This is a genomic window from Nonomuraea mangrovi (assembly GCF_042681425.1).
Taxonomy (GTDB): domain Bacteria; phylum Actinomycetota; class Actinomycetes; order Streptosporangiales; family Streptosporangiaceae; genus Nonomuraea; species Nonomuraea mangrovi.
Window position 1 is genome coordinate 1 of sequence record NZ_JBHUFV010000003.1, and the last position, 19,812, is coordinate 19,812.

19 protein-coding genes are annotated in these 19,812 nt (G+C 69.5%); 7 read left to right on the top strand and 12 right to left on the bottom strand.

Translation table 11 applies throughout. The features are described from left to right. Nucleotides 1–174: 174 nt before the first annotated feature. From ACFSKW_RS00125 to ACFSKW_RS00135, 3 genes are read right to left on the bottom strand one after another with little or no spacing between them, the layout of a single operon-like run. Nucleotides 175–1,152: a PucR family transcriptional regulator gene (locus ACFSKW_RS00125; RefSeq protein WP_379567751.1), complete on the bottom strand. Its 978-nt coding sequence runs from the start codon at nt 1,150–1,152 to the stop codon at nt 175–177. After that, complete coding sequence (locus ACFSKW_RS00130; protein WP_379567753.1) at nt 1,152–1,943, bottom strand: ABC transporter permease; 792 nt, start codon at nt 1,941–1,943, stop codon at nt 1,152–1,154. Before ACFSKW_RS00130 ends, ACFSKW_RS00125 begins: the two co-directional genes overlap by 1 nt. Beyond that, a complete protein-coding gene (locus ACFSKW_RS00135) occupies nt 1,940–2,824 on the bottom strand; it encodes an ABC transporter ATP-binding protein (protein ID WP_379567755.1) in 885 nt (294 codons plus the stop codon). Before ACFSKW_RS00135 ends, ACFSKW_RS00130 begins: the two co-directional genes overlap by 4 nt. A gap of 246 nt (nt 2,825–3,070) precedes the next feature. Here ACFSKW_RS00135 and ACFSKW_RS00140 point away from each other — a divergent pair, with 246 nt between their 5' ends. Next, on the top strand, nt 3,071–4,975 hold the full coding sequence (locus tag ACFSKW_RS00140; protein WP_379567757.1) for an APC family permease: 1,905 nt from the start codon (nt 3,071–3,073) through the stop codon (nt 4,973–4,975). On the opposite strand, the gene ACFSKW_RS00145 is transcribed toward ACFSKW_RS00140, so the two are convergent. Further along, a complete protein-coding gene (locus tag ACFSKW_RS00145) occupies nt 4,972–5,652 on the bottom strand; it encodes a hypothetical protein (RefSeq protein WP_379567759.1) in 681 nt (226 codons plus the stop codon). The genes ACFSKW_RS00140 and ACFSKW_RS00145 overlap by 4 nt on opposite strands. A gap of 212 nt (nt 5,653–5,864) precedes the next feature. Then, nucleotides 5,865–6,191: a hypothetical protein gene (locus tag ACFSKW_RS00150; RefSeq protein ID WP_379567761.1), complete on the bottom strand. Its 327-nt coding sequence runs from the start codon at nt 6,189–6,191 to the stop codon at nt 5,865–5,867. A gap of 160 nt (nt 6,192–6,351) precedes the next feature. On the opposite strand from ACFSKW_RS00150, the gene ACFSKW_RS00155 reads away from it, so the two are divergent. The 3 genes from ACFSKW_RS00155 to ACFSKW_RS00165 all read left to right on the top strand — a co-directional run bounded on the left by ACFSKW_RS00155 (nt 6,352) and on the right by ACFSKW_RS00165 (nt 11,556). Beyond that, on the top strand, nt 6,352–6,771 hold the full coding sequence (locus ACFSKW_RS00155) for a YbaB/EbfC family nucleoid-associated protein (RefSeq protein ID WP_379567763.1): 420 nt from the start codon (nt 6,352–6,354) through the stop codon (nt 6,769–6,771). Between the two features lie 306 nt (nt 6,772–7,077). Then, complete coding sequence (locus ACFSKW_RS00160) at nt 7,078–9,624, top strand: DUF4118 domain-containing protein (protein ID WP_379567765.1); 2,547 nt, start codon at nt 7,078–7,080, stop codon at nt 9,622–9,624. 144 nt (nt 9,625–9,768) lie between these two features. After that, on the top strand, nt 9,769–11,556 hold the full coding sequence (locus ACFSKW_RS00165; protein ID WP_379567767.1) for an APC family permease: 1,788 nt from the start codon (nt 9,769–9,771) through the stop codon (nt 11,554–11,556). 14 nt (nt 11,557–11,570) lie between these two features. Here ACFSKW_RS00165 and ACFSKW_RS00170 read toward each other — a convergent pair whose 3' ends face one another. Further along, nucleotides 11,571–12,893: an erythromycin esterase family protein gene (locus tag ACFSKW_RS00170; RefSeq protein WP_379567769.1), complete on the bottom strand. Its 1,323-nt coding sequence runs from the start codon at nt 12,891–12,893 to the stop codon at nt 11,571–11,573. Between the two features lie 55 nt (nt 12,894–12,948). Between ACFSKW_RS00170 and ACFSKW_RS00175 the strand changes: the two genes are divergently transcribed. Next, nucleotides 12,949–13,503, top strand: coding sequence for a helix-turn-helix domain-containing protein (locus tag ACFSKW_RS00175; protein WP_379567771.1), 555 nt, complete (start codon nt 12,949–12,951; stop codon nt 13,501–13,503). A gap of 71 nt (nt 13,504–13,574) precedes the next feature. On the opposite strand, the gene ACFSKW_RS00180 is transcribed toward ACFSKW_RS00175, so the two are convergent. The 5 genes from ACFSKW_RS00180 to ACFSKW_RS00200 all read right to left on the bottom strand — a co-directional run bounded on the left by ACFSKW_RS00180 (nt 13,575) and on the right by ACFSKW_RS00200 (nt 16,506). Beyond that, on the bottom strand, nt 13,575–14,591 hold the full coding sequence (locus tag ACFSKW_RS00180) for an SPFH domain-containing protein (protein ID WP_379567773.1): 1,017 nt from the start codon (nt 14,589–14,591) through the stop codon (nt 13,575–13,577). Between the two features lie 157 nt (nt 14,592–14,748). Then, on the bottom strand, nt 14,749–15,393 hold the full coding sequence (locus ACFSKW_RS00185) for a class I SAM-dependent methyltransferase (protein ID WP_379567775.1): 645 nt from the start codon (nt 15,391–15,393) through the stop codon (nt 14,749–14,751). Between the two features lie 26 nt (nt 15,394–15,419). After that, on the bottom strand, nt 15,420–15,644 hold the full coding sequence (locus ACFSKW_RS00190) for a hypothetical protein (protein ID WP_379567777.1): 225 nt from the start codon (nt 15,642–15,644) through the stop codon (nt 15,420–15,422). 5 nt (nt 15,645–15,649) lie between these two features. Next, nucleotides 15,650–15,898 (bottom strand): hypothetical protein, encoded by a 249-nt coding sequence (locus tag ACFSKW_RS00195; protein ID WP_379567779.1) that lies wholly within the window; start codon nt 15,896–15,898, stop codon nt 15,650–15,652. A gap of 50 nt (nt 15,899–15,948) precedes the next feature. Continuing rightward, on the bottom strand, nt 15,949–16,506 hold the full coding sequence (locus ACFSKW_RS00200) for a TetR/AcrR family transcriptional regulator (RefSeq protein ID WP_379567781.1): 558 nt from the start codon (nt 16,504–16,506) through the stop codon (nt 15,949–15,951). Between the two features lie 76 nt (nt 16,507–16,582). Between ACFSKW_RS00200 and ACFSKW_RS00205 the strand changes: the two genes are divergently transcribed. Together ACFSKW_RS00205 and ACFSKW_RS00210 are read left to right on the top strand one after the other, a co-directional pair. After that, nucleotides 16,583–17,611 (top strand): fatty acid desaturase family protein, encoded by a 1,029-nt coding sequence (locus ACFSKW_RS00205; protein ID WP_379567783.1) that lies wholly within the window; start codon nt 16,583–16,585, stop codon nt 17,609–17,611. Next, entirely contained in the window at nt 17,608–19,134 is a 1,527-nt protein-coding gene (locus tag ACFSKW_RS00210) for an MFS transporter (protein WP_379567785.1), read from the top strand. Before ACFSKW_RS00205 ends, ACFSKW_RS00210 begins: the two co-directional genes overlap by 4 nt. On the opposite strand, the gene ACFSKW_RS00215 is transcribed toward ACFSKW_RS00210, so the two are convergent. Next, nucleotides 19,131–19,811, bottom strand: coding sequence for a TetR/AcrR family transcriptional regulator (locus ACFSKW_RS00215; RefSeq protein ID WP_379567787.1), 681 nt, complete (start codon nt 19,809–19,811; stop codon nt 19,131–19,133). The genes ACFSKW_RS00210 and ACFSKW_RS00215 overlap by 4 nt on opposite strands. Nucleotide 19,812 lies beyond the last annotated feature (1 nt).

Here is a 19,812-nt window from a genome sequence, read left to right on the forward strand (position 1 = left end):
TGCGCACCATCGGGAACGGCCACTTCTACGGCCGGTTCATGCTTGATCCCACGCCCGGCAACATCCCATCCCTGCAGGCACGCCTTGTCGCGGTCATCCTCGCCGACCAGGTCGGTGCAGCGCTCGACACTGCGGGAAACCGCTAGAGAGTCACCTGCGCCGCCGGAGCCGGACCTAACCGCATCCCGAGGGCCATTCCAGGAGGCGGGCGCCGAGTACGGCGGTTTCCAGGGTGAAGCGCTGGGTGGGCTCGTCAGGCGAGAAGCCGGTCAGGCGGCGGATTCGTTCCAGCCGGTAGGTGACGGTCCTGGTGCTGATGCCCAGCCGGCGCGCGGCCGCCGCCTGGTTGCCGTGCGCGGCGAAGATCGCCTCCAGCGTCTCCAGGAGCGGCTCGTGGCCTCCGCGCGCCCGCAGCAGGGGGCTGAGCACGCTGGTCACCAGGTCCTCGATCGCCGCCCGGTCGCGGAGCAGCACGGGGAAGACCAGCAGGTCGGCGGCCCTGACCACCTGCGCCCGGATGCCCAGCTTGTCGGCCAGTTCCAGTGCTCCCGCCGCCTCGCGAAAGGACGAGACCACCCCGCCGGGGCCACGCTGCGGACGGCCCACCCCGAGCCGCCAGCCGTCGGCGAACCGCGCCCGCACGTGGTGGGTGAACTCCCCCACCGCCGCGGGAAGCGTCGCGGGGACCACGCACACCAGCAGCCCGTCACGCACGGCCACCAGCACGTTGTGCGAACCGAACCTGGCGATCAGGTCGCGCTCGATACGATCCGGGTCGCCGTCCGACATGCCGCGGGCGACCGCCACCATGTACGCCTCGGCCAGCCGGAGCCCGAAGCGCTCCGCCCGCTCGGCCAGCCGTTCCGCCCTGCCCTGGAGCAGGTCGTCGACGAACTCCCGCCGGGCCAGCTCCTCGCCACGCCAGGCGGCCTGCTGCGCGCCCTCGTACCCCTCCATGAGGGCCGCGACCGCCCTGCGCAGCGCGGCCGTGCCGTCGAGCGCACGCAACGCCTCGTCGATCAACGCCCGGAGCGGGACGCCCTGCTCGGCGGCGCGCTCGCCGGCAGCGCGACACTCCTCGAGCGTCGCGCGGCCGGGCAGCCGTCCCGTCGCGGCGTGCTCGGCGAGCAGCCGCGGGAGCGGGTCCTCCATCAGACTCCTACGTCACGCCTGTCGAAGGCGAGGATCGCGGTGAGCGCCAGGACGAGCGCCGCTCCCGCCAGCACAAGATAATCACCCAGCGGGAAACCCTGGTAGAGCGGCCTGCCCTCGGCGTAGTAGTGGAACGGCGAGACCCACTTGAGCCAGGAGATGGCGTCGACGTTCCTGCCGACGGTGATGACCATGTAGCCGGCGATTCCCCACACGCCGACCACCGTCATGGCCAGCGCCTTGCGTCCGGTCATCGCGCCCACGGCCAGCGTGAGCGTGCCGAAGAACAGGGCGAGGAGGAAGACGCCGGTGTGCGCGGCGAGGATCCGGTCGACCCCGACACCGAGGTCGATGGACTGGGCGACGCCGACGACGACCAGGAAGGTGATCGCGGCGAGCGTGAGCAAGGCGATCAGCAGCCCGGCGAAGCGGTCGAGCACCAGCCGCTTGCGGTCGATGGGCAGCGTGACGGTCAGCTCCAGCGTGCCGGACTCCTCCGGCTGCGCGATCGCCCGGTTGCCCAGGATCATCGCGCAGACGATGAACATGAGCGGGACGAGGAGCTGGTAGACGACCGTCTGCAGGTAGCCGGTCGCGGTGGCGATGTCCTCCATTCCGCCCAGGATGTCCCTGAGCGCTCCGGGGGCCTTGGCCAGCGCCTGTTTGCTGAGGGTCTCGGGATCCTCACGCATGCTGGCGTAGATGCTGACGTACATCGTCAGGAACAGGCTGATGCCGACGGTCCAGCCGATCAGTGCCCGGCGGTACTCGCCGAGCGTCTTGGTGATCATGGCACCTCGCTGTAGTACGTCAGGAAGATCTCTTCGAGGTCCGGCTCCGCGCTGACCATGTGCACCACGGTGAACCGGGCGACCGCCTTGATCAGCGCGTCGGGACGACCGTCGATCGTGCACGACAGCGCCGCGCCCTCGACCTTCAGGTCGCGCACGCCCGGCAGGTCGGCGAACGCCTCGGGCGGCACCGGCGCGTCGAAGTGGAACTCCACGCGCCGCACCGCCTTCTCCCGTAGCGCGGCCACGTCCTCCACGGCCACCAGGCGGCCCTCGCGCACGATGCCGACCCGGTCGGAGACCTGCTCGACCTCGGCCAGCATGTGGGAGGACATCAGCACGGTCCGGCCGGACATGCGCACCTCGCGCACCATGGCCAGGAACTCCCGCTGCAGCAACGGGTCCAGCCCGCTGGTCGGCTCGTCCAGGATGAGGAACTCCGGTTCGTGCATGAACGCCTGGATCAGCCCGACCTTCTGCTTGTTGCCCTTGGAGAGCTTGCGCATCTGCACCGACAGGTCGGCGTCCAGCCGCTCGGCCAGTTCCGCGATGCGCCCGCTGGGCACGCCGCCCCGGATTCGGCCCAGGAAGCGCAGGTAGTCGCGAGCCTTCTCACGACCTTCCAGCACCAGTTCGCCGGGCAGGTAGCCGATCCGGCTCCGGATCCCGTGCTCGCGGGAGTTCGCGCCCAGGACCCGCACCGACCCTCTGGTCGGCCTGATCACGTCGAGCAGCAGCCTGATCGTCGTGGTCTTGCCTGCGCCGTTGGGCCCCAGGTAGCCGAAGACCTCGCCGGGCCGGATGTCGAGCGTCAGGTCCTCGAGCCCGCGGCGGTCGCCGTAGTACTTGGTCAGCCCCTCGGCCTCCACCACTGCAGTCATGACGCGAATGGTCCCGTGTGCGGCGCCCGGCGTCATGTGAGAACTCCGGCAGGCTCGCGACCCCTTCGTTTCCGTTTCCCGGCAATACCGCTGCCTCCTGGAGACAGCGCTCACTCTCCGTCATGGGACGACTTCGGTCATTGACGCGTTCTTGACACCTCGGCATGACAATCAGGCACGAAACGGCAAGTAGTGTGCGTTCGTCAGCTGAGAGCGCGATGTCTGGGGTGCCCGAAAATGGTCAGGATGAGGCAACCCGCCTCCACGCCGGGAACGCCGCTACGGACCTGGCTGCTCGAGGGGCTGCAGACCGATCGCAAGCAGATCGAGCACGGCCCGCACGCCAAGCATCCCTGGTGGCGGGTGATGTGCCTGACCGGCGTGGACTACTTCTCCACTCTGGGCTACCAGCCCGGCATCGCCGCGCTCGCGGCCGGCCTGCTGTCGCCGCTGGCCACGCTGTTCCTGGTCGGCCTGACTCTGCTGGGGGCGCTGCCGGTCTACCGGCGGGTGGCCGAGGAGAGCCCCTACGGGCAGGGCTCGATCGCGATGCTGGAAAAGCTCGCCCCCCAGTGGTGGGGCAAGCTGTTCGTCCTCGCCCTGCTCGGCTTCGCGGCCACCGACTTCGTCATCACGATGACGCTGTCAGCCGCCGACGCGACCGCGCACATCCTGGAGAACCCGTTCGCCCCGCACTGGCTTGAGGGGCAGCGCGTGCCGGTCACGCTTTTCCTCCTGGCCCTGCTCGGCGGGGTGTTCCTCATGGGCTTCACCGAGGCGATCGGCATCGCCGTCCTGCTGGTCTTCGTCTATCTAGGGCTCAACGCGGTCGTCGTGACCGTGGCGATCCTGCATGTGCTGGACAACCCGGATGTCGTGGTGAGCTGGCAGAACCTGCTGAACGCCAACTACAGCAGCCCCCTGGCCATGATCGGCCTGTCGCTGCTGGTGATGCCGAAGCTCGCGCTGGGCATGTCCGGCTTCGAAACCGGCGTCGCGGTGATGCCCGTGGTCAAGGGCGACATCCAGCAGCGGATCAAGGGCACCAAACGGTTGCTCACCACGGCCGCGTTGATCATGAGCGTCTTCCTCATCCTGAGCAGCTTCGTCACCACCGTGCTGATCCCCGCCGAGGAGTTCGAGCCGGGCGGTGAGGCCAACGGACGCGCGCTCGCCTACCTCGCCCACGGTTTCCTCGGCGACTGGTTCGGCACCGCCTACGACGTCAGCACCATCGCCATCCTGTGGTTCGCCGGCGCCTCGGCGATGGCCGGGCTGATCAACCTGGTGCCGCGCTATCTTCCCCGGTACGGCATGGCGCCGGAGTGGACCGGTGCGGTACGCCCTCTCGTCCTCATCTTCTCCGCGATCGCGTTCGTCATCACGATCATCTTCGACGCCGATGTGGAAGCCCAGGGCGGCGCGTACGCCACCGGCGTGCTGGTGCTCATGCTGTCGGCCGCGGTGGCGGTGACGCTGTCGGCGCACAAGCTGGGCCAGCGGTTGGCCCGCGGCGGTTTCGGGCTGATCACCGCCGTGCTCGCCTACACGCTGGTCGACAACGTGATCGAGCGGCCCGACGGCGTCAAGATCGCCTCGTTCTTCATCGCCGCGATCATCATCACCTCGCTGATCTCCCGAGCGACCCGCTCCACCGAGCTGCGCGTCACCGATGTACACCTGGATCCGCTGGCCGAGCAGTTCATCAACGAGACCTGCGGCGACATCCATGTGATCGCCAACGAACCCCACGAACGCGACCAGAGAGAGTACAACGACAAGCTGCGCGAGACCTGGCTGAACCACCGGCTGCGCAGTTCGGAGCCGGTCCTGTTCGTCGAGGTCACGGTGCCCGACGCCTCGGAGTTCGAGACCGAACTGCACGTCAAGGGCGAGGAACGCCACGGCCACCAGATCCTGCGCATCGAGAGCTCGGCCGTGCCCAACACGCTGGCCGCGCTGCTGCTGTACCTGCGTGATCGTACCGGCGGTGTGCCGCACATCTACTTCCACTGGGCCGAGGGCAACCCGGTCGTGGCCATGCTGCGCTACCTGGTCTTCGGCGGCGGGGACGTGCCTCCGCTGACTCGCGAGGTGCTGCGCAAGGCCGAGCCGGACATCGAACGGCGCCCTCACGTCCATGTCGGCTAGCGAAGATTCCAGTCGAAGTCCCCGCTACCGGGCGGAAGTCGTTGGGGTATGCCGGGTTGGCGTTCCGGTGGCGGTTGGAAGGGCGGCAGACCCGCTTTGTTGATCTTCGCGGAGTCGAAGTTGATCGTTCCCGGCCCGCCGGGGAGAACGGTCTTGATGTTCAGCAGGGCGCTGCGCAGCTGAGCCAGGTTGGTCGCGGCGTTGGCGACGAAGGCGCCGAGCTGGCCGAGCAGTGCGATCACGGTGATGTTCGCGGTCCTGACGGCCATGGCCTCGCTGAAAGCGGCCGCCGCCGCGGTGGCGGGGAACATCCGTGCGGTCAACAGTCCGGTGAGCGCGGTGATGAGCGAGACGCCTGTCAGCCGCAACGCCATGTCGAAGTCGGCGTAGGCGCCGGCGAGGTGTCCGAGGTTCTCCCCCATGTACTCCATCGCGGTCTTGAGCGACCCCACCTGGCTGTTGAAGGCGTTGAGCGCGGCCTCGAAGGCGTCCTGGTCGCCGGCGTCCCAGCCGGTCATCGCCCTGCGCACGGTCTCCACGCCGGGCATCATCTGCCCCTCCACACCGAGCGTGCCGCCGAGGGCGTTGATCCAGCTGGTCTTCGCCTGCCGGATCGCCTCCTCGTTGCCCTGCGCCCCCTCCACCAGGAGATAGGTGGCCACGGCCAAGAGGCTCATGCCGGATGCGATCCGCCAGGTCCGCACGGCCGCCGACGGTGCCTTGGGTACCGACGACGGCGGCGGCCCGAACCGCCCCATGGGCGGACGGATCTGCGGCGGGAACGGAGACAGCGGACGCCCGGGAGGAACGGGCGGGCCGAAACCGCCGGGCGGCTGCGGGAAGGGAGACAGGGGATGGCCAGGCGGCACGGGCGGGCCGAAGCCGGGAGTCACCAGGCCGTCCCGATGGCGAGGGCATCCGCGGTGTTCAGGTCCTCGGCCGTCCGCCAGTTCTTGCGCGCGTACTCCAGGTCGCGCTCCCACTCCGCGGTGACCTCGATGGCGTCCCCGATCAGCTTCTCCACAGTGTCCTGGATGTCCTGGTAGACCCGGCCCAGGATGAGATCGCCGACCATGCCGAACGTGTCGGGCGGCAGGTCGGTCTGCGGCCTGCCGTTGGCGTGATAGGCCCTGAAAGGGGTGGTCAGGTAGAGGTCGACCGCGGCCGCGGTCTTCCCGATCGCGGTGGAGCTGATATGGATATCGCCGTACGCCATGGGCCTCTCCTTGATGGTGATCGACAACTCCATCCTGCTGCAGGGCGCAGACGCCGTTCCGCCGAAGATGCGTATGTTCCCCATCAGGGCGGGGCGAAATTTCGTATCCAGGGCGTCAATGGGCCGATCACCTCACGTGCCGGCTGCTAGATCTGCCTCCATGACGGCATTCGATCCCGACCACCTCGACCGGATGGTCGGCGAGAGCGAGCAGGCCCTGCGGCGGCTGGGCGAGGCCACCACCGAACTACCATCGATCACCGGCTCGGGACAGACTCCCGACGGACTCGTCAGGGCCACTGTCACCCACGCTGGACGCCTCCTCGACCTCGCCATGGATCCGCGCGCGATGCGTCAGGACAGCGGGACGCTCGCGGAGTCGATCACGCGTGCCGTACAGGCAGCGCAGGACGACGCCGCCCGTCGCTGCCAGGAGCTGCTGACCTCGCTGCTCGGCGACGCCACCCCCGCCCCCTTCGACCTGGACGCCTTCCGCGACCGACTGGACGCGGCCAGGGACGCCTTCGCCGGCTCACTCGCCGGGCACGCCGACGACCTGAACAGGTTCGGACGCATGTGATCATTCGCCGCATGATCTCCGCGAGCGCGACCTCCAGGCGGGCCACAGCGTGAGCGAGCCGACCAGCACGTCGGCCGACTCGCTGGGGACGGGCGGCCGCGCACAGGGTCCCGCCACGTGGCGGGGTGTAGTGACGGCGTCAAATCTCGCGCCATCGGCGTAGGCAATCCGTCAAGATCAACGAAAACGGACACATTCGGGTTTTGCTTGGCCTGTAGCAAGCATCCGGAACCAGAGGACCACGCGGCCGGCCGTACCGTGCCTGTCCGCGGGAACGCAGCCTGGCGCTCGACAAGGGGTAGCACGATGCCACGCGGCCGGCTGAGGATCTACCTGGGCGCCGCGCCCGGGGTCGGCAAGACCTACGCGATGCTCTGCGAGGGCCGCCGGGGCCAGGAGCGTGGCAGGGACGTTGTCGTGGGTTTCGTCGAGACCCACGGACGCGCCCGCACCGCCACCCTGCTCGAGGGCATGGAGATCGTCCCCCGGCGGACGCTGGTCTACCGGGGGGCCACCTTCACCGAGCTCGACGTGGACGCGGTCATCGCGCGCAGGCCGAAGATCGCGCTGATCGACGAGCTGGCCCACACCAATGTGCCGGGCTCGCGCAACGTCAAGCGGTGGGAGGACATCGAGGAGATCCTCGACGCGGGCATCGACGTCATCTCCACGGTCAACATCCAGCATTTGGAGTCGCTCAACGACGTGGTGCAGCAGATCACCGGCATCCCGCAGCGGGAGACCGTACCGGATGAGGTGGTGCGCCGCGCCGACCAGATCGAGCTGGTCGACATGTCGCCGGAGGCGCTGCGCCGCCGGATGGCGCACGGCAACGTCTACGCGCCGGAGAAGGTGGACGCCGCGCTGTCGAACTACTTCAGGGTCGGCAACCTGACCGCGCTGCGCGAGCTGGCCCTGCTGTGGGCAGCCGGCAAGGTCGACGAGCAGCTCGACCGCTACCGCGCCGACCACGGCATCGAAGGCACCTGGGAGGCGCGCGAGCGCGTCGTGGTCGCCCTCACCGGCGGCCCCGAGGGCGACACCCTGGTACGGCGCGCCGCCCGCATCGCCGCCCGCACCACGGGCGCCGACCTGCTGGCCGTCCACGTGACCAACAGCGACGGCCTGACCGGCGGCGACCCGGCCAACCTGGCCCGCCAGCGCACGCTGGTGGAGAGCATGGGCGGCACCTACCACCAGGTGATCGGCGACGACATCCCGCGCGCGTTGCTCGACTTCGCCCGCGGGGTCAACGCCACCCAGCTCGTGCTCGGCGCGTCCAGGCGGGGCAGGTTCGCGCAGATCTTCTCCCGCGGCGTCGGCGTGGAGACCACCGCGCACTCCGGCAGCATCGACGTGCACATGATCACACACGAGGAGGCCAAGAAGGGCCGCACGCGGTCCCAGCGCTCGCGGGCCGCGCTCACCAGGAAGCGCCGACTGATCGGCTGGGCCGTCGCGGTGCTCGGCATGCCATCGCTGACCGCCGCGCTGTCTCCGTTCCGTGACGTCATTTCGCTGCCCAGCGAGATCCTGTTCTTCCTGTGCCTGGTCATCGGGGTGGCGCTCATCGGCGGCACGGGGCCGGCGATCACCGCGGCGGTCGGCGGATCGCTGCTGCTCAACTGGTACTTCACGCCGCCGATCGGGGAATTCACCATCTCCGATCCGCAGAACCTGTTCGCGCTCGTCGTCTTCGTGCTGGTCGCCGTCGCGGTGAGCTGGATCGTCGACCTGGCCGCCCGCCGTACCAGGGAGGCCGCGCACGCCAGTGCGGACGCCGAGGTGCTCGCCACGCTGGCCGGGCACATGCTGCGCGGCGATGCCGCACTCCCGTCGTTGCTGGGCCGGATGCGTGAGACGTTCGGGCTGGCCTCGGTCACGCTGCTGGAGCGGCGGCCCGGCACCGGCAGCATGCCGGACGACCAGACGGACCCGGACGCCTGGCGGATCATCGCCACCACCGGCGGCACGCCCTGCACGTCCCCGTCGGCCGCCGACACCGACGTGATGATCGACGAGAACCTGGTGCTGGCCGCCCGCGGCCGGCTGCTGGCCGCGGCCGACCGGCGGGTGCTGGAGGCGTTCGCCGCCGAGATTGCGGTCGCGCTTCGTCAGAAACGCCTGCAAGAGGAGGCAGAGCAGGCCAGGCCGCTGGCCGAGGCCGACAGGATGCGCACCGCGCTGCTCGCCGCGGTCAGCCACGACCTGCGCACGCCGCTCGCGTCGGCGAAGGCGGCGGTGGACTCGCTGCGCAGCACGGAGATCGACTGGTCGCCGGAGGACCGCGAGGAACTGCTGGCCACCGCCGACGAGTCGCTGGGCCGGCTGGACCGGCTGGTGGCGAACCTGCTGGACATGAGCCGTCTGCAGGCCGGGGTGCTCGGTGTGGCGCTGCAACCTGTGGCGCTGGAGGAGGTGGTGCCGCGCGCGATCGACGATCTCGGACCGTTGCGAGAGCGGGTGGACGGCGACATCTCCATCGAGCTGCCCGAGATCGTGGCCGATCCCGCCCTGCTCGAGCGGGTGCTTGCCAACCTGATGGCCAACGCTGTGCGCTACAGCCCGCCGGGTGAACGCGTGCTGATCACCGCCAGCCGGCACCGGGAGCACGTGGAGATCCGGGTGATCGACCGCGGGCCGGGCATCCCACCCGAGGCGCACGAGCGGGTGTTCATGCCGTTCCAGCGGCTGGGCGACAGAGACAGCCACGCGGGTGTCGGCCTCGGCCTCGCGCTGTCCAGAGGGCTCGTGGAGGCGATGGGCGGCACCCTCGCACCCGATGAGACGCCAGGAGGAGGTCTCACCATGATCCTGACCATGCCCATCTCCTCGGGAGCGGTGACGGTGTGACGCGCATCCTCTGAAGACAGTGACGCCACCGTATGGAGCGCGTGGTTATCCCCCAGTCGAGCGTCAATGGTCCGTATTGATGGAGATATGTCGTTTTTTGCAGGAGCACGATGAGTGGCGACATCCCTCATTCAGGAGTTCCTCATGACTGCTGTTCAGGCCAAGCCCAAGGAGCCTGTCGATAGCGGCGACAAACACCGGCTGTCAGTCGCCGGTGGCCTGGCCGCGCTCTCGCTGGACGCGATGGCCTCCGTGGCCTACGGGCCGGAGGCCATCGTGCTGGTCCTGGCGCTGGCGGGCGGGGCAGGGCTCGGGTTCACCATCCCGGTCACGCTCACCATCGCGGCGCTGCTGGCCGTGCTGACGTTCTCCTACCGGCAGGTCATCGCCGCCTTCCCCGAGGGCGGCGGGGCGTACGGTGTGGCCAAGACCTACCTCGGCCGCCGGGCCGGCCTGATCGCAGGCGCCTCGCTGACCATCGACTACGTGCTCAACGTCGCCGTCTCCGTCGCCGCCGGCACCGCCGCGCTCACCTCGGCCTTCCCCGGGCTGCTGCCCCACACGGTGTGGATCTGCCTGGGCGTGCTGGCGCTGGTGACCGCGATCAACCTGAAGGGCATCGCGCACAGCGCCCACGCGTTCATCGCGCCCACCGCGATCTACGTGGCCGCGATCATACTGGTCGTCATCGCCGGCCTGATCAGGAGCGAGCCCGCGATCGACGTGCACCACCAGGCGCAGAGCCTGGAGACGGTCGGCGTTCTGCTGCTGCTCAAGGCGTTCGCCAACGGGTGCGCGTCGTTGACCGGTGTCGAGGCCATCGCCAACGCGGTGCCCTCCTTCAAACAGCCGCGGGTACGGCGGGCCCAGCACGCCGAAGTGGCGCTGGGCGGACTGCTGGCGGTCATGCTGATCGGCATCGCCGCGCTCATCGAGAAGTTCGCCATCGTCCCGGCCGACGGTGTGACCGTGCTGGCCCAGGTGACGCAGGCGTCGCTGGGTGACGGGTGGTTGTTCTACCTGGTGCAGTTCTCCACCGTGGTCCTGCTGGCGCTGGCCGCCAACACCTCCTTCGGCGGGCTGCCCGTGCTGGCCCAGCTGCTCGCCTCGGACAACAACCTGCCGCACTTCTTCGCGCTGCGCGCCGACCGGCAGGTCCACCGGTACGGCATCGCCTTCCTGGCCGTCACCAGCGGCGCACTGATCGTCGTCGCGGCCGGCGACATGAACATGCTGGTGCCGCTGTTCGCCGTCGGGGTGTTCGTCGGGTTCACGCTGTCGCAGGCCGGCATGGTCAGGCACTGGATGATGGAGCGGCCCACGGGCTGGCGGTGGCGGGCCCTGCTGAACGGCTTCGGCGCGCTGCTGACCGGTGTGGCCGCGGTCGTGGTGTCGGTCTCGAAGTTCACCGAGGGCGGCTGGCTGGTCGTGATCGCCCTGCCGCTCATGGTGGCGGGCATGGAATGGGTGAACCGCAGCTACGCGCGCATCGGCACCCGGCTCGAGCTCGGCGCCGTCCCTGCGCCGCCCCGCCCTCGGCGTTCCCTCGTGGTCGTGCCTGTGCACGCGGTCACCCGGCTCACGCGTGATGCGCTCGCGGCGGCCCTGTCGCTGGGCGACCGGGTGGTGGCTGTCAACATCACCCACCCCGAGGACGAGGCCCAGGCCCGCCTGTTCGTGAACGACTGGGAACGGTGGAATCCCGGGGTGGAGCTCGTGCAGCTCTTCGATGCCCACCGGCGGCTGGACGAACCGCTGGTCGGCTACCTGGGGCGGGTGCCGGAGGCGCACGTTTTCGTGCTCATCGCGGAGGTCGAGCCGGAGCACGCCTGGCAGCGCATGCTGCAGAACCAGCGCGGCGCGGTGCTGGCCAGGGCGCTGCGCCGCCGTACGGAGGCCGTGGTGTGCCGCATGCGCTTCCGCGTGTCATGAGACTCATCTCGGTGTCATGCCGGCTTCCATCGGGAGAATGCCTGCTGGACATCGGAGGGAGCCTGGGCGAGCGCGGCCTGGTCGGGTTCGGCGGCCGTGACGTATGGGAGGTGGACGACGAGGTCGAAGGCGTCCAGCGGGCTCTGGTCGGCGTAGAAGGCGCCGACGGCACGCTGCCGGGTGGCGGCCCGGACGGCGTCGGTGTCGGCCGGTGACAGCCGTCGCAGGTCGGTCGCGAAGGGCCCGTCGTGGCTCGCGGCCATGAGCGCGTCGAGGCTGCCGGGTTCGGGGGCCTCCAGATCCGTGAAGAGAGTGCCGGTGTAGAAGTCGGCGCCGGTGTTGAGGGTCTGGCCGGTCCCCGAGGTCGCGCCGATGGCGAGATAGCCGGTTCCCAGCCGTTCGGCGAGTCGCATGCCCATCGGGGTCATCGGCGGCATCCCCGGCAGGGTGAGCGGGCGGCGTTGGACGTGCCCGTTGTGGGCGGCGAGGATGATCCGGTCCTCCCTGCGCAGGATCCACTCGACCGTGTCCGCGATCGCGGCGTCACGGTCGCACATCGCCGCCTGCTGGTCGCCGCGGGCCAGCGCGCGAACGACGGTGTCGAGGGTGAGCGTGACGCGTAGCGAGCGGAGTGCGCGTTCGTAGGCGTCGACGGTGGTCCGCCGTACGTAGTCCAGCCGCCGGCCCTTCATGCGTGCGGCGAGGTCGGCGAGTGCCGCCGTGAGCGCGTCCCTGGTCTCGACCGCGAGAGCCCCGTACGCGGCGAGGGCCGCGGGCGCGGAGAACGCGGAGGGCGCCGCGAGCCCGCAGGCCGTCTCCCGGGCCTGCGGGTCGAGCCGGAACTCCGGATCGGCCTGCTCGAGGTAGGAGAGCACGGCGTCCAATCCGGGCTCCATCGAGACCATCGAGCCTGGCAGGTCGATGCCGTAGAAGCCGACGGGGCGCCCGGTGGTGCCGTTGTGGTCGCGCATCCACTGCAGGTGTGCGCCCATCTGCGTCCACACCCCCATCAGTGACGTCAGGCCGTTCGCCATGACCTGGTCGAGCCGGCCCTCGCCGCCTCGGATCCAGGCGTCGGCCTGCCGCCCTTCGACGAAACCGGTCTCCATCGCGTACGCACTGAATCCGTGCCGTTCGACCAGGTAGCGCAGCAGGCGGTGCCGCAGCTCATAGAACTCGCGGTTGTAGTGCGCGCTCTCACCGATCGCCACGACCCGCGCATCGCCGATCGCCTCGTCCAGCCACGCGAGGTCGTCCAGTGGCCCGGTCGGATCGAGCGTGCGCAGCGGAACGATCGCCTCGTCGGTAAGCCGAGCCGCCGTAGTGTTCATGGTCATTCCAATGCCCCTTTCCCAATTTTGGGAACGGTATCAGATGTGGGAACGTTTGGGAGTGGACACCCTTGAACTACTCCTCCACCCGGTACGGCTGCGCATCGTGCACGCCATGTCCGGCGAGCCCACCCGCACCACCTCCGACCTGTGCGCTCACCTGCCCGACGTTCCGAAGACCACCGTGTACCGGCACGTCGGCCTGCTGGCTGAGGCGGGGGTTCTGGAGGTGGCCGGGGAGGAGCGCGTGCACGGCGCCGTCGAGCGCCACTACCGGTTGCGCCGGGACCGGACGATGATCGACGCCGACGCGGCCGCGTCGATGTCCCTGGAAGAGCACCGCCGAGGGTTCACCGCGGCCATGGCCGCGTTGCATGCCGAGTTCAACGCCTACCTCGACCAGGACGGAGCCGACCCGACCGCCGACCTGGTCGGCTATCGGCAGATGGTGCTCTGGCTCAGCCGCGACGAACTCGAGGACATGATCGAGGAAATGCGCGCAGTCCTCGCGGCCAGGTGGGGCAACAAGCCCGCATCAGGTCGCGCCCCTCACCTGATGAGCGCGATCCTGTTCCCTGCCGTGGAACCACCGCAGGCCGACGTCCGCCAGGAGTGAACGCACTCCCGGCCTCTCCGTGCCGGCCTGCTCGGGCGGCGCGCTGGTGGCCGCGGTGTCGACGCTGCTCGTCAGTCGGTCGTTGGTGCCGCTGCCGCCGGCGGGCGCAGCGCCCTGGTGGGCTCCTCGTCCGGGCTCGTCGGCGACAGTTCGGCGAGCTTGCCCTCGCCGAGTTCGGCCTGGCGCTCGGGCGGCGCGGCTTGCACGGGGGGCGCGGCTTGCACGGGCGGCGCGGCTTGCACGGCCGGCGCGGCTTGCACGGCCGGCGCGGCTTGCACGGCCGGCGCGGCTTGCACGGCCGGCGCGGCTTGCACGGGCTCGGGGTTCGTGGCGGCCTGCGTGGCGCGGTCGAAGAAGCGCAGCAACTCCACCGGCAGCGGCATGATGAGCGTGGAGTTCTTCTCCGCGGCGACCTCCACCACGGTCTGAAGCAGCCGCAGCTGCATCGCGGCAGGTGCCTCGGCCATGATGCCGGAGGCGTCGGCGAGCTTCTGGGCGGCCAGCAGCTCGCCGTCGGCCACGATGACGCGGGCGCGGCGCTCTCGCTCGGCCTCCGCCTGGCGGGCGATCGACCGCTTCATCGTCTCGGGCAGCTGCACGTCCTTGATCTCCACCCGGTCGATGTGGATGCCCCAGCCGAGCGCCGGGCTGTCGATCATCAGGGCGAGGCCCTTGTGCAGCTCCTCGCGATTGGTGAGCAGGTCGTCCAGCTCGCTCTTGCCGATGATCGACCGCAGCGAGGTCTGCGCGACCTGCTCGATGGCGAACACGTAGTCCTGCACCTCGATCGCCGCCCGCATCGGGTCCTGCACCCTGAAGTACACGACCGCGTCCACCCGAACGGAGACGTTGTCGCGGGTGATGCCCTCCTGGGTGGGGATGGGCATGGTGACGATCTGGACGTTGACCTTCTTCATCTGGTCGATGAACGGGACGAGCAGCCGCAACCCCGGCTGCCTGATTCGCCGCTGCGCCCGGCCGAGCCGGAAGACGATGCCACGCTCCACCTGGTTGACGACTCTGAAGCCGGTGAGCATGAGCACGACGACGACGAACGCGACGACGCCTAACAGGATGGTGGTGTCCATGGCGGTGTCCCTTCCGAGATCAAGGCTAGGTCTCGGCCCACCGCCTCACGCGTAGGGAACGCGTAGGGAAAACGTCAAAACGGCCAGGCGGCCGTCTCCACGGGTCGCGCGGGCTCGGGTGGGTGAGGGCCAGGACGGTCCTGGCTCGGCACTCGCGTCAGCGCGGCCGGGCCGTACCCAGGACGTGACGCATGTGATGGAACGCGAACCGCTCCACACCGTCGACGGTGAAGCCCGCGTGCTGGAGCGCCGCCAGCGTGTCGCGGGCGGGATGGCAACCGCCGAGCGCGCGTGACCACAGCGGGGAGACCAGGCTCTCGCACATCGCGATCATGTGGTTGCCGGATCGCTGGTGCTCGTAGAAACGCAGCTCACCGCCCGGCCGCAGGACGCGGCGCACCTCGTGCAAGGTCTCCGTCGCCGACGGGGAGCAGCAGAGGACCAGGGACGTCACGACGGCGTGGCAGGAAGAGTCGGGGACCGGCAGCCTGGTGAGCCCGCCATCGATGACCCGCACAGGGATTTCCACCTCACCGGCGGTCAGTTGAGCGGCCGCCCGGAGAAAAGGGTCGCCCTCGACCAGGACGATCTCCTGCACGGCCGTCGGATAGCAAGTGAGCTTCACGCCGTCACCCGCGCCGATCTCCAACACCCGGCCGGTCAACCCGCCGAGCAACCGCTCCCTCTGTGGCGTCGGCCTGCCCCCGACGTACACCGGGCGCGGGTGGTGGAACTGCTCCATACCCCGCCCGAGATGATGCTTGTCGGGCGGGATACTGCGCTGCTGAGTACGCGCTGCCACGATTCCTCCTGTAGACGGCATCCCCACTATCGGCCGACACCGTGGGCGAATTCGACGAACTCAACGCGACTCTGACGGGCAAGGTGCCGATCCATACGCTTTCTTGAGGTCGGACCTGGGCTCAGTCCACGTCGAACGATCGGCATCTGGTCCTCGCGTGGTTCGGCGTTGGTGACGCCGCCGATCACGTCCATATCGAGGGCACCGCCGTGCGCGCGCACATCCGCGAGGCCGGTGCGCGCGATTGCCATCGAACTCATGGCTCGGGCAACAGCCCTGCCGCCCGCAGGCCCTCCTCATAGCCGCCCTCGGAACATGACCAGAATCGCTCGGCGGCATCGATGACGGCCAGACGTTGACACGTCGTCCACGCGTCGATCATGCACAGCAGGGCCCGCCCGTCAGCCGCCCATATCTCTGGCGTGCCCAACGCGATCACGGCCGCCACTTCCTGCGCCAGCTGTTGCGTCTTGGCCAGCCGGTCGGTGACGTACAGCCCGTTCACGGCATCCACGATCAGCAGGGCCTGACGCAGAGTGAGCGGAGGCATCGCCGTCACCCGGCGCCACGCACCCGGACGGCAGGCAGCGCCTCGGTCAGCATTTCAGCGGTGGGAGCCCGTTCCGGATCGATGAGGTGCTGCAGGATCAACCCCGTCAGCAGGGTCAGATAGAAGGCACCGACTGCCCGCTGCTTCGTGGGAGGCAATGTCGCCTCGGCGAGCCAGTGGGCCAGTTCCAGCCGGGCGGTCTCCTGGGCGTCGGCCAGCGCTTGTCGCAGCCGTGGCCGGCGCTCGGCCTGGGCGAAGGCCTCGATGTTGGCCACGAAAACGGGGCGGTGCAGGTCGAGCAGTTCGATCGCCCGCCGCCACAGGGTCTCCTGCCCCTCGCGTGGCGCGTCGTCGGCCAGAGCTTGGCGAAGTTTGTCGGCCCAGTCGGCGGTCGCCTCGAGCATGGCCTCGACCAGCAGCGCGTCCTTCGATCCGAAGTGGTAGCCGATGGAGGCCAGGTTGGCGCCGGAGGTCTGGGCGATGTCGCGCGCCGTGGTGTGCGCGTAGCCGCGTTCCTGCAGGCAGCGTTTGGCGCCCTCGATCAGCTTGTCTCGTTCTTTCATGCCGCCACCCTATCCAAACATTTGTCACAAACATATGTTTTGGACGACTGTCCCAAACGTGTGTATGGTCGGCGGCATGGCACACGCAACCGCAACGGCCACGGCCGCGAGCGACTTCAGCCACCTATCCAGACGCATCAGGCAGGCCGGCCTCCTCGACCGCCGCCCCCTCCACTACCTGGTACGGCTCAGTGCAGTGGCAGGTCTTTACCTGGCGGGTATGGCGGCGTTCTTCCGGCTCGGCGACTCCTGGCTTCAGGTGCCGCTGGCCGCCTTCTTCGCGATCGTCTTCGCCCAGGTCGCCCTCGTGCTGCACGATCTGGCGCACCGGCAGATCTTCACCAGCCGAACGCCGAGCGAGATCCTCGGGCGCCTCGGCGGCAACCTCGGGATCGGCCTCGGCTACGGCTGGTGGATGAACAAGCACACCCGCCACCACGCCAACCCCAACCACGAGGACCTCGATCCGGACGTCGTGCCCGACGTCCTGGTGTGGTCACAGGAGCAGGCACGCGACAGCCGCGGCCTGGCCCGGCTCATCGGCGGCCGGCAGGCGTTCCTGTTCTATCCGCTGCTCCTGCTGGAGGGGCTCAACCTGCACCTGGGCGGTCTGCGCGCGCTGCGGCAACCCTGGATGAAGCACCGCGCACCGGAAGGTTCGCTGCTGCTCGCCCATATCGCCCTCTACCTGGGCGCGCTGGCCTGGGTGCTGTCACCGGGCAAGGCGCTGGTCTTCTTCGCCGTGCACCAGGGGCTGTTCGGGGTCTACATGGGCTGCGTCTTCGCCCCCGGCCACAAGGGCATGCCGACGCTGACCGGGCAGGCCTCCGTGGACTTCCTGCGCAAGCAGGTGCTCACCACCCGAAACGTGCGCGGCGGCCGGTTCATCGACATCGCCATGGGCGGGCTCAACTACCAGATCGAACACCACCTGTTTCCCAGCATGCCCACCCCCAACCTGCGCCTGGCGCAACCCATCGTGCGGGCCTACTGCCGCCGGCTCGGCCTGCCGTACCACGAGGTCGGTTTCGCGGCCTCGCACGGCGAGGCGCTCCACCACCTGCACCACGCCGGTGCTCCCCTCCGTGAGAAAGGCCGCTCATGAAAGCCGGACGCAAGCAGTGGATCGGGCTGGCCGTCCTGGTCCTGCCCGTGCTCCTGATCTCCGTCGACCTGCACGTGCTGTCCTACGCGCTGCCGTTCATCAGCGCCAGCCTGGCGCCGAGCGGCTCCCAGCTGCTGTGGATCATCGACATCTACCCGTTCATGCTCGCCGGGCTGCTGCTGCCGATGGGCACGCTGGGCGACCGGGTCGGACGACGACGGCTGCTGATGGCCGGGGCTGCGGCATTCGGCGCCGCCTCCGCAGTCGCCGCCTTCTCGCCCAGCGCAGACCTGCTCATCGTCACCCGAGCACTGCTCGGGGTGGGTGGAGCCACGCTGATGCCCTCGACACTGTCACTGATCCGCAACATGTTCCACGACGACGGCCAGCGCCGGATCGCCATCTCCATCTGGACCGGCGCGTTCGCCGGCGGCGCCATGCTGGGGCCGCTGATGGGCGGCGCGCTGCTGGAGCACTTCTGGTGGGGCTCGGTGTTCCTGGTCAACCTGCCGGTGATGGCGCTGCTGCTGATCCTGGCGCCGCTGCTGCTGCCCGAGTCGCGTGACCCGCACCCGAGCCGGTTCGACCTGCTCAGCGCGGGCCTGTCGCTGGCGGCGATCCTGCCTACGATCTACGGCGTCCAGCACATCGCCCAGGACGGCATCGGATGGCTGCCGGTGCTGGCCATCGCGACCGGCCTGGCGCTGGGTGTCGTCTTCGTGCGCCGCCAGCGCTCGACGGCCGAACCGATGCTGGACGTGCGCCTGTTCAGCAGCCGCGCGTTCACCGCCGCCATCAGCACCAACACCCTCGGCGTCTTCGCCATGGTCGGCTCCAGCCTCTTTACCACCCAGTACCTGCAGATGGTCATGGGCGCCCGGCCGCTCATCGCCGGCCTGTACGCGCTGCCCTCGGCCGGCATGGCGATGCTCGCCGCGGGCCTGGCTCCCGTCCTGGTGCGGAGGGTCCGTCCCGGGCTGGTGGTCTGCGCCGGGCTCCTCGTCGGCGCCGGTGGGTTCGCGTTGCTGTCCCAGCTGGACGTGACCGGCCAGACGGGCCTGCTGATCGCCGGAATCATGCTGATGGCCGGCGGCGTCACCCTCGTGCTGACCGTCTCCTCCGACCTGATCATCGCCACCGCCCCGCCGGAGCGGGCGGGCTCGGTGGCAGGGCTGTCGCAGGTGGCCACCGAGTTCGGCGGCGCGCTCGGCATCTCCCTGCTCGGCAGTATCGGCACCGCCGTCTACCGGGGACACCTCGCCGACGCCGGCGCTCCCGAATCGGCGCTGGACACCCTCGGCGGCGCCCTTGAGGCGGCGCGGCACCTGCCCGAACCGGCTGGGATCACCCTGGCCGCCGCGGCCCGCGGGGCCTTCACCCATGGCCAGCACTACGCCATGATCGCCGCCGCTGTGGGCCTGTCCCTGATGGCGCTCCTCGCGCCGGTCATGTTGCGTTCGGTACGGCGCGCGGGCCGGCCACAACCTCGCCCGGACCGCTCCGGACGGCACGTCATGCGTTAGCCGGCGGCCGCGTCAGCCACCGACCGGATACCGGCTGCCAGGTCGTGGGCCGTCGGGGCGTTGTCCGGATCGATCTGCCATCGGACCAGCAGACCGATGAGCAGCGTCAGCAACACCTGCGCACCCGCCTCGTCCTGATGCGGCAGGCGCCTGCCCAACTCGCGCTGGGCAAGCGCCTGCCCCTCAGCCAGGCGGGCTCGTATGTCGGGGAGATGGGGCGCCTGCGCCAGGGTCTCGACGTTGGCTCGCCACACCATCGGGTTGGCTCGGAAGGACTCGATCAGTTGCGCCCAGAACGTCTCGAACCACTCCTGGGAGTCGTCTGGGAACGCCTTGAGGACCTCTGCTACCGCAACCCCGGTCGTCTCGATCATCGCTTGGGCGAGCAGGGCGTCTTTGGAGCGGAAGTGGTAGTTGATCGCGGCGAGGTTGCTGCCGGAGACGGCGACGATGTCTCGGACCGTTGTGCGTGCGTACCCGCGCTCGGACAGGCACTGCTTGGCGGCGGCCAGCAAATCCTCAGGGACTCCCACGTAGGCGATCTTACCAGCGCCGCAAACAGACGTTTCAAACGTCCGATTGGCTTCTGGTGGCGGGTCTCCGAGGGCGGCGAGCTCAAGGGCGGGCAGCGTTTCTGCCTCGTCGGTCAGCGCCGGAGCCGAGCACCCGGTGAGCATC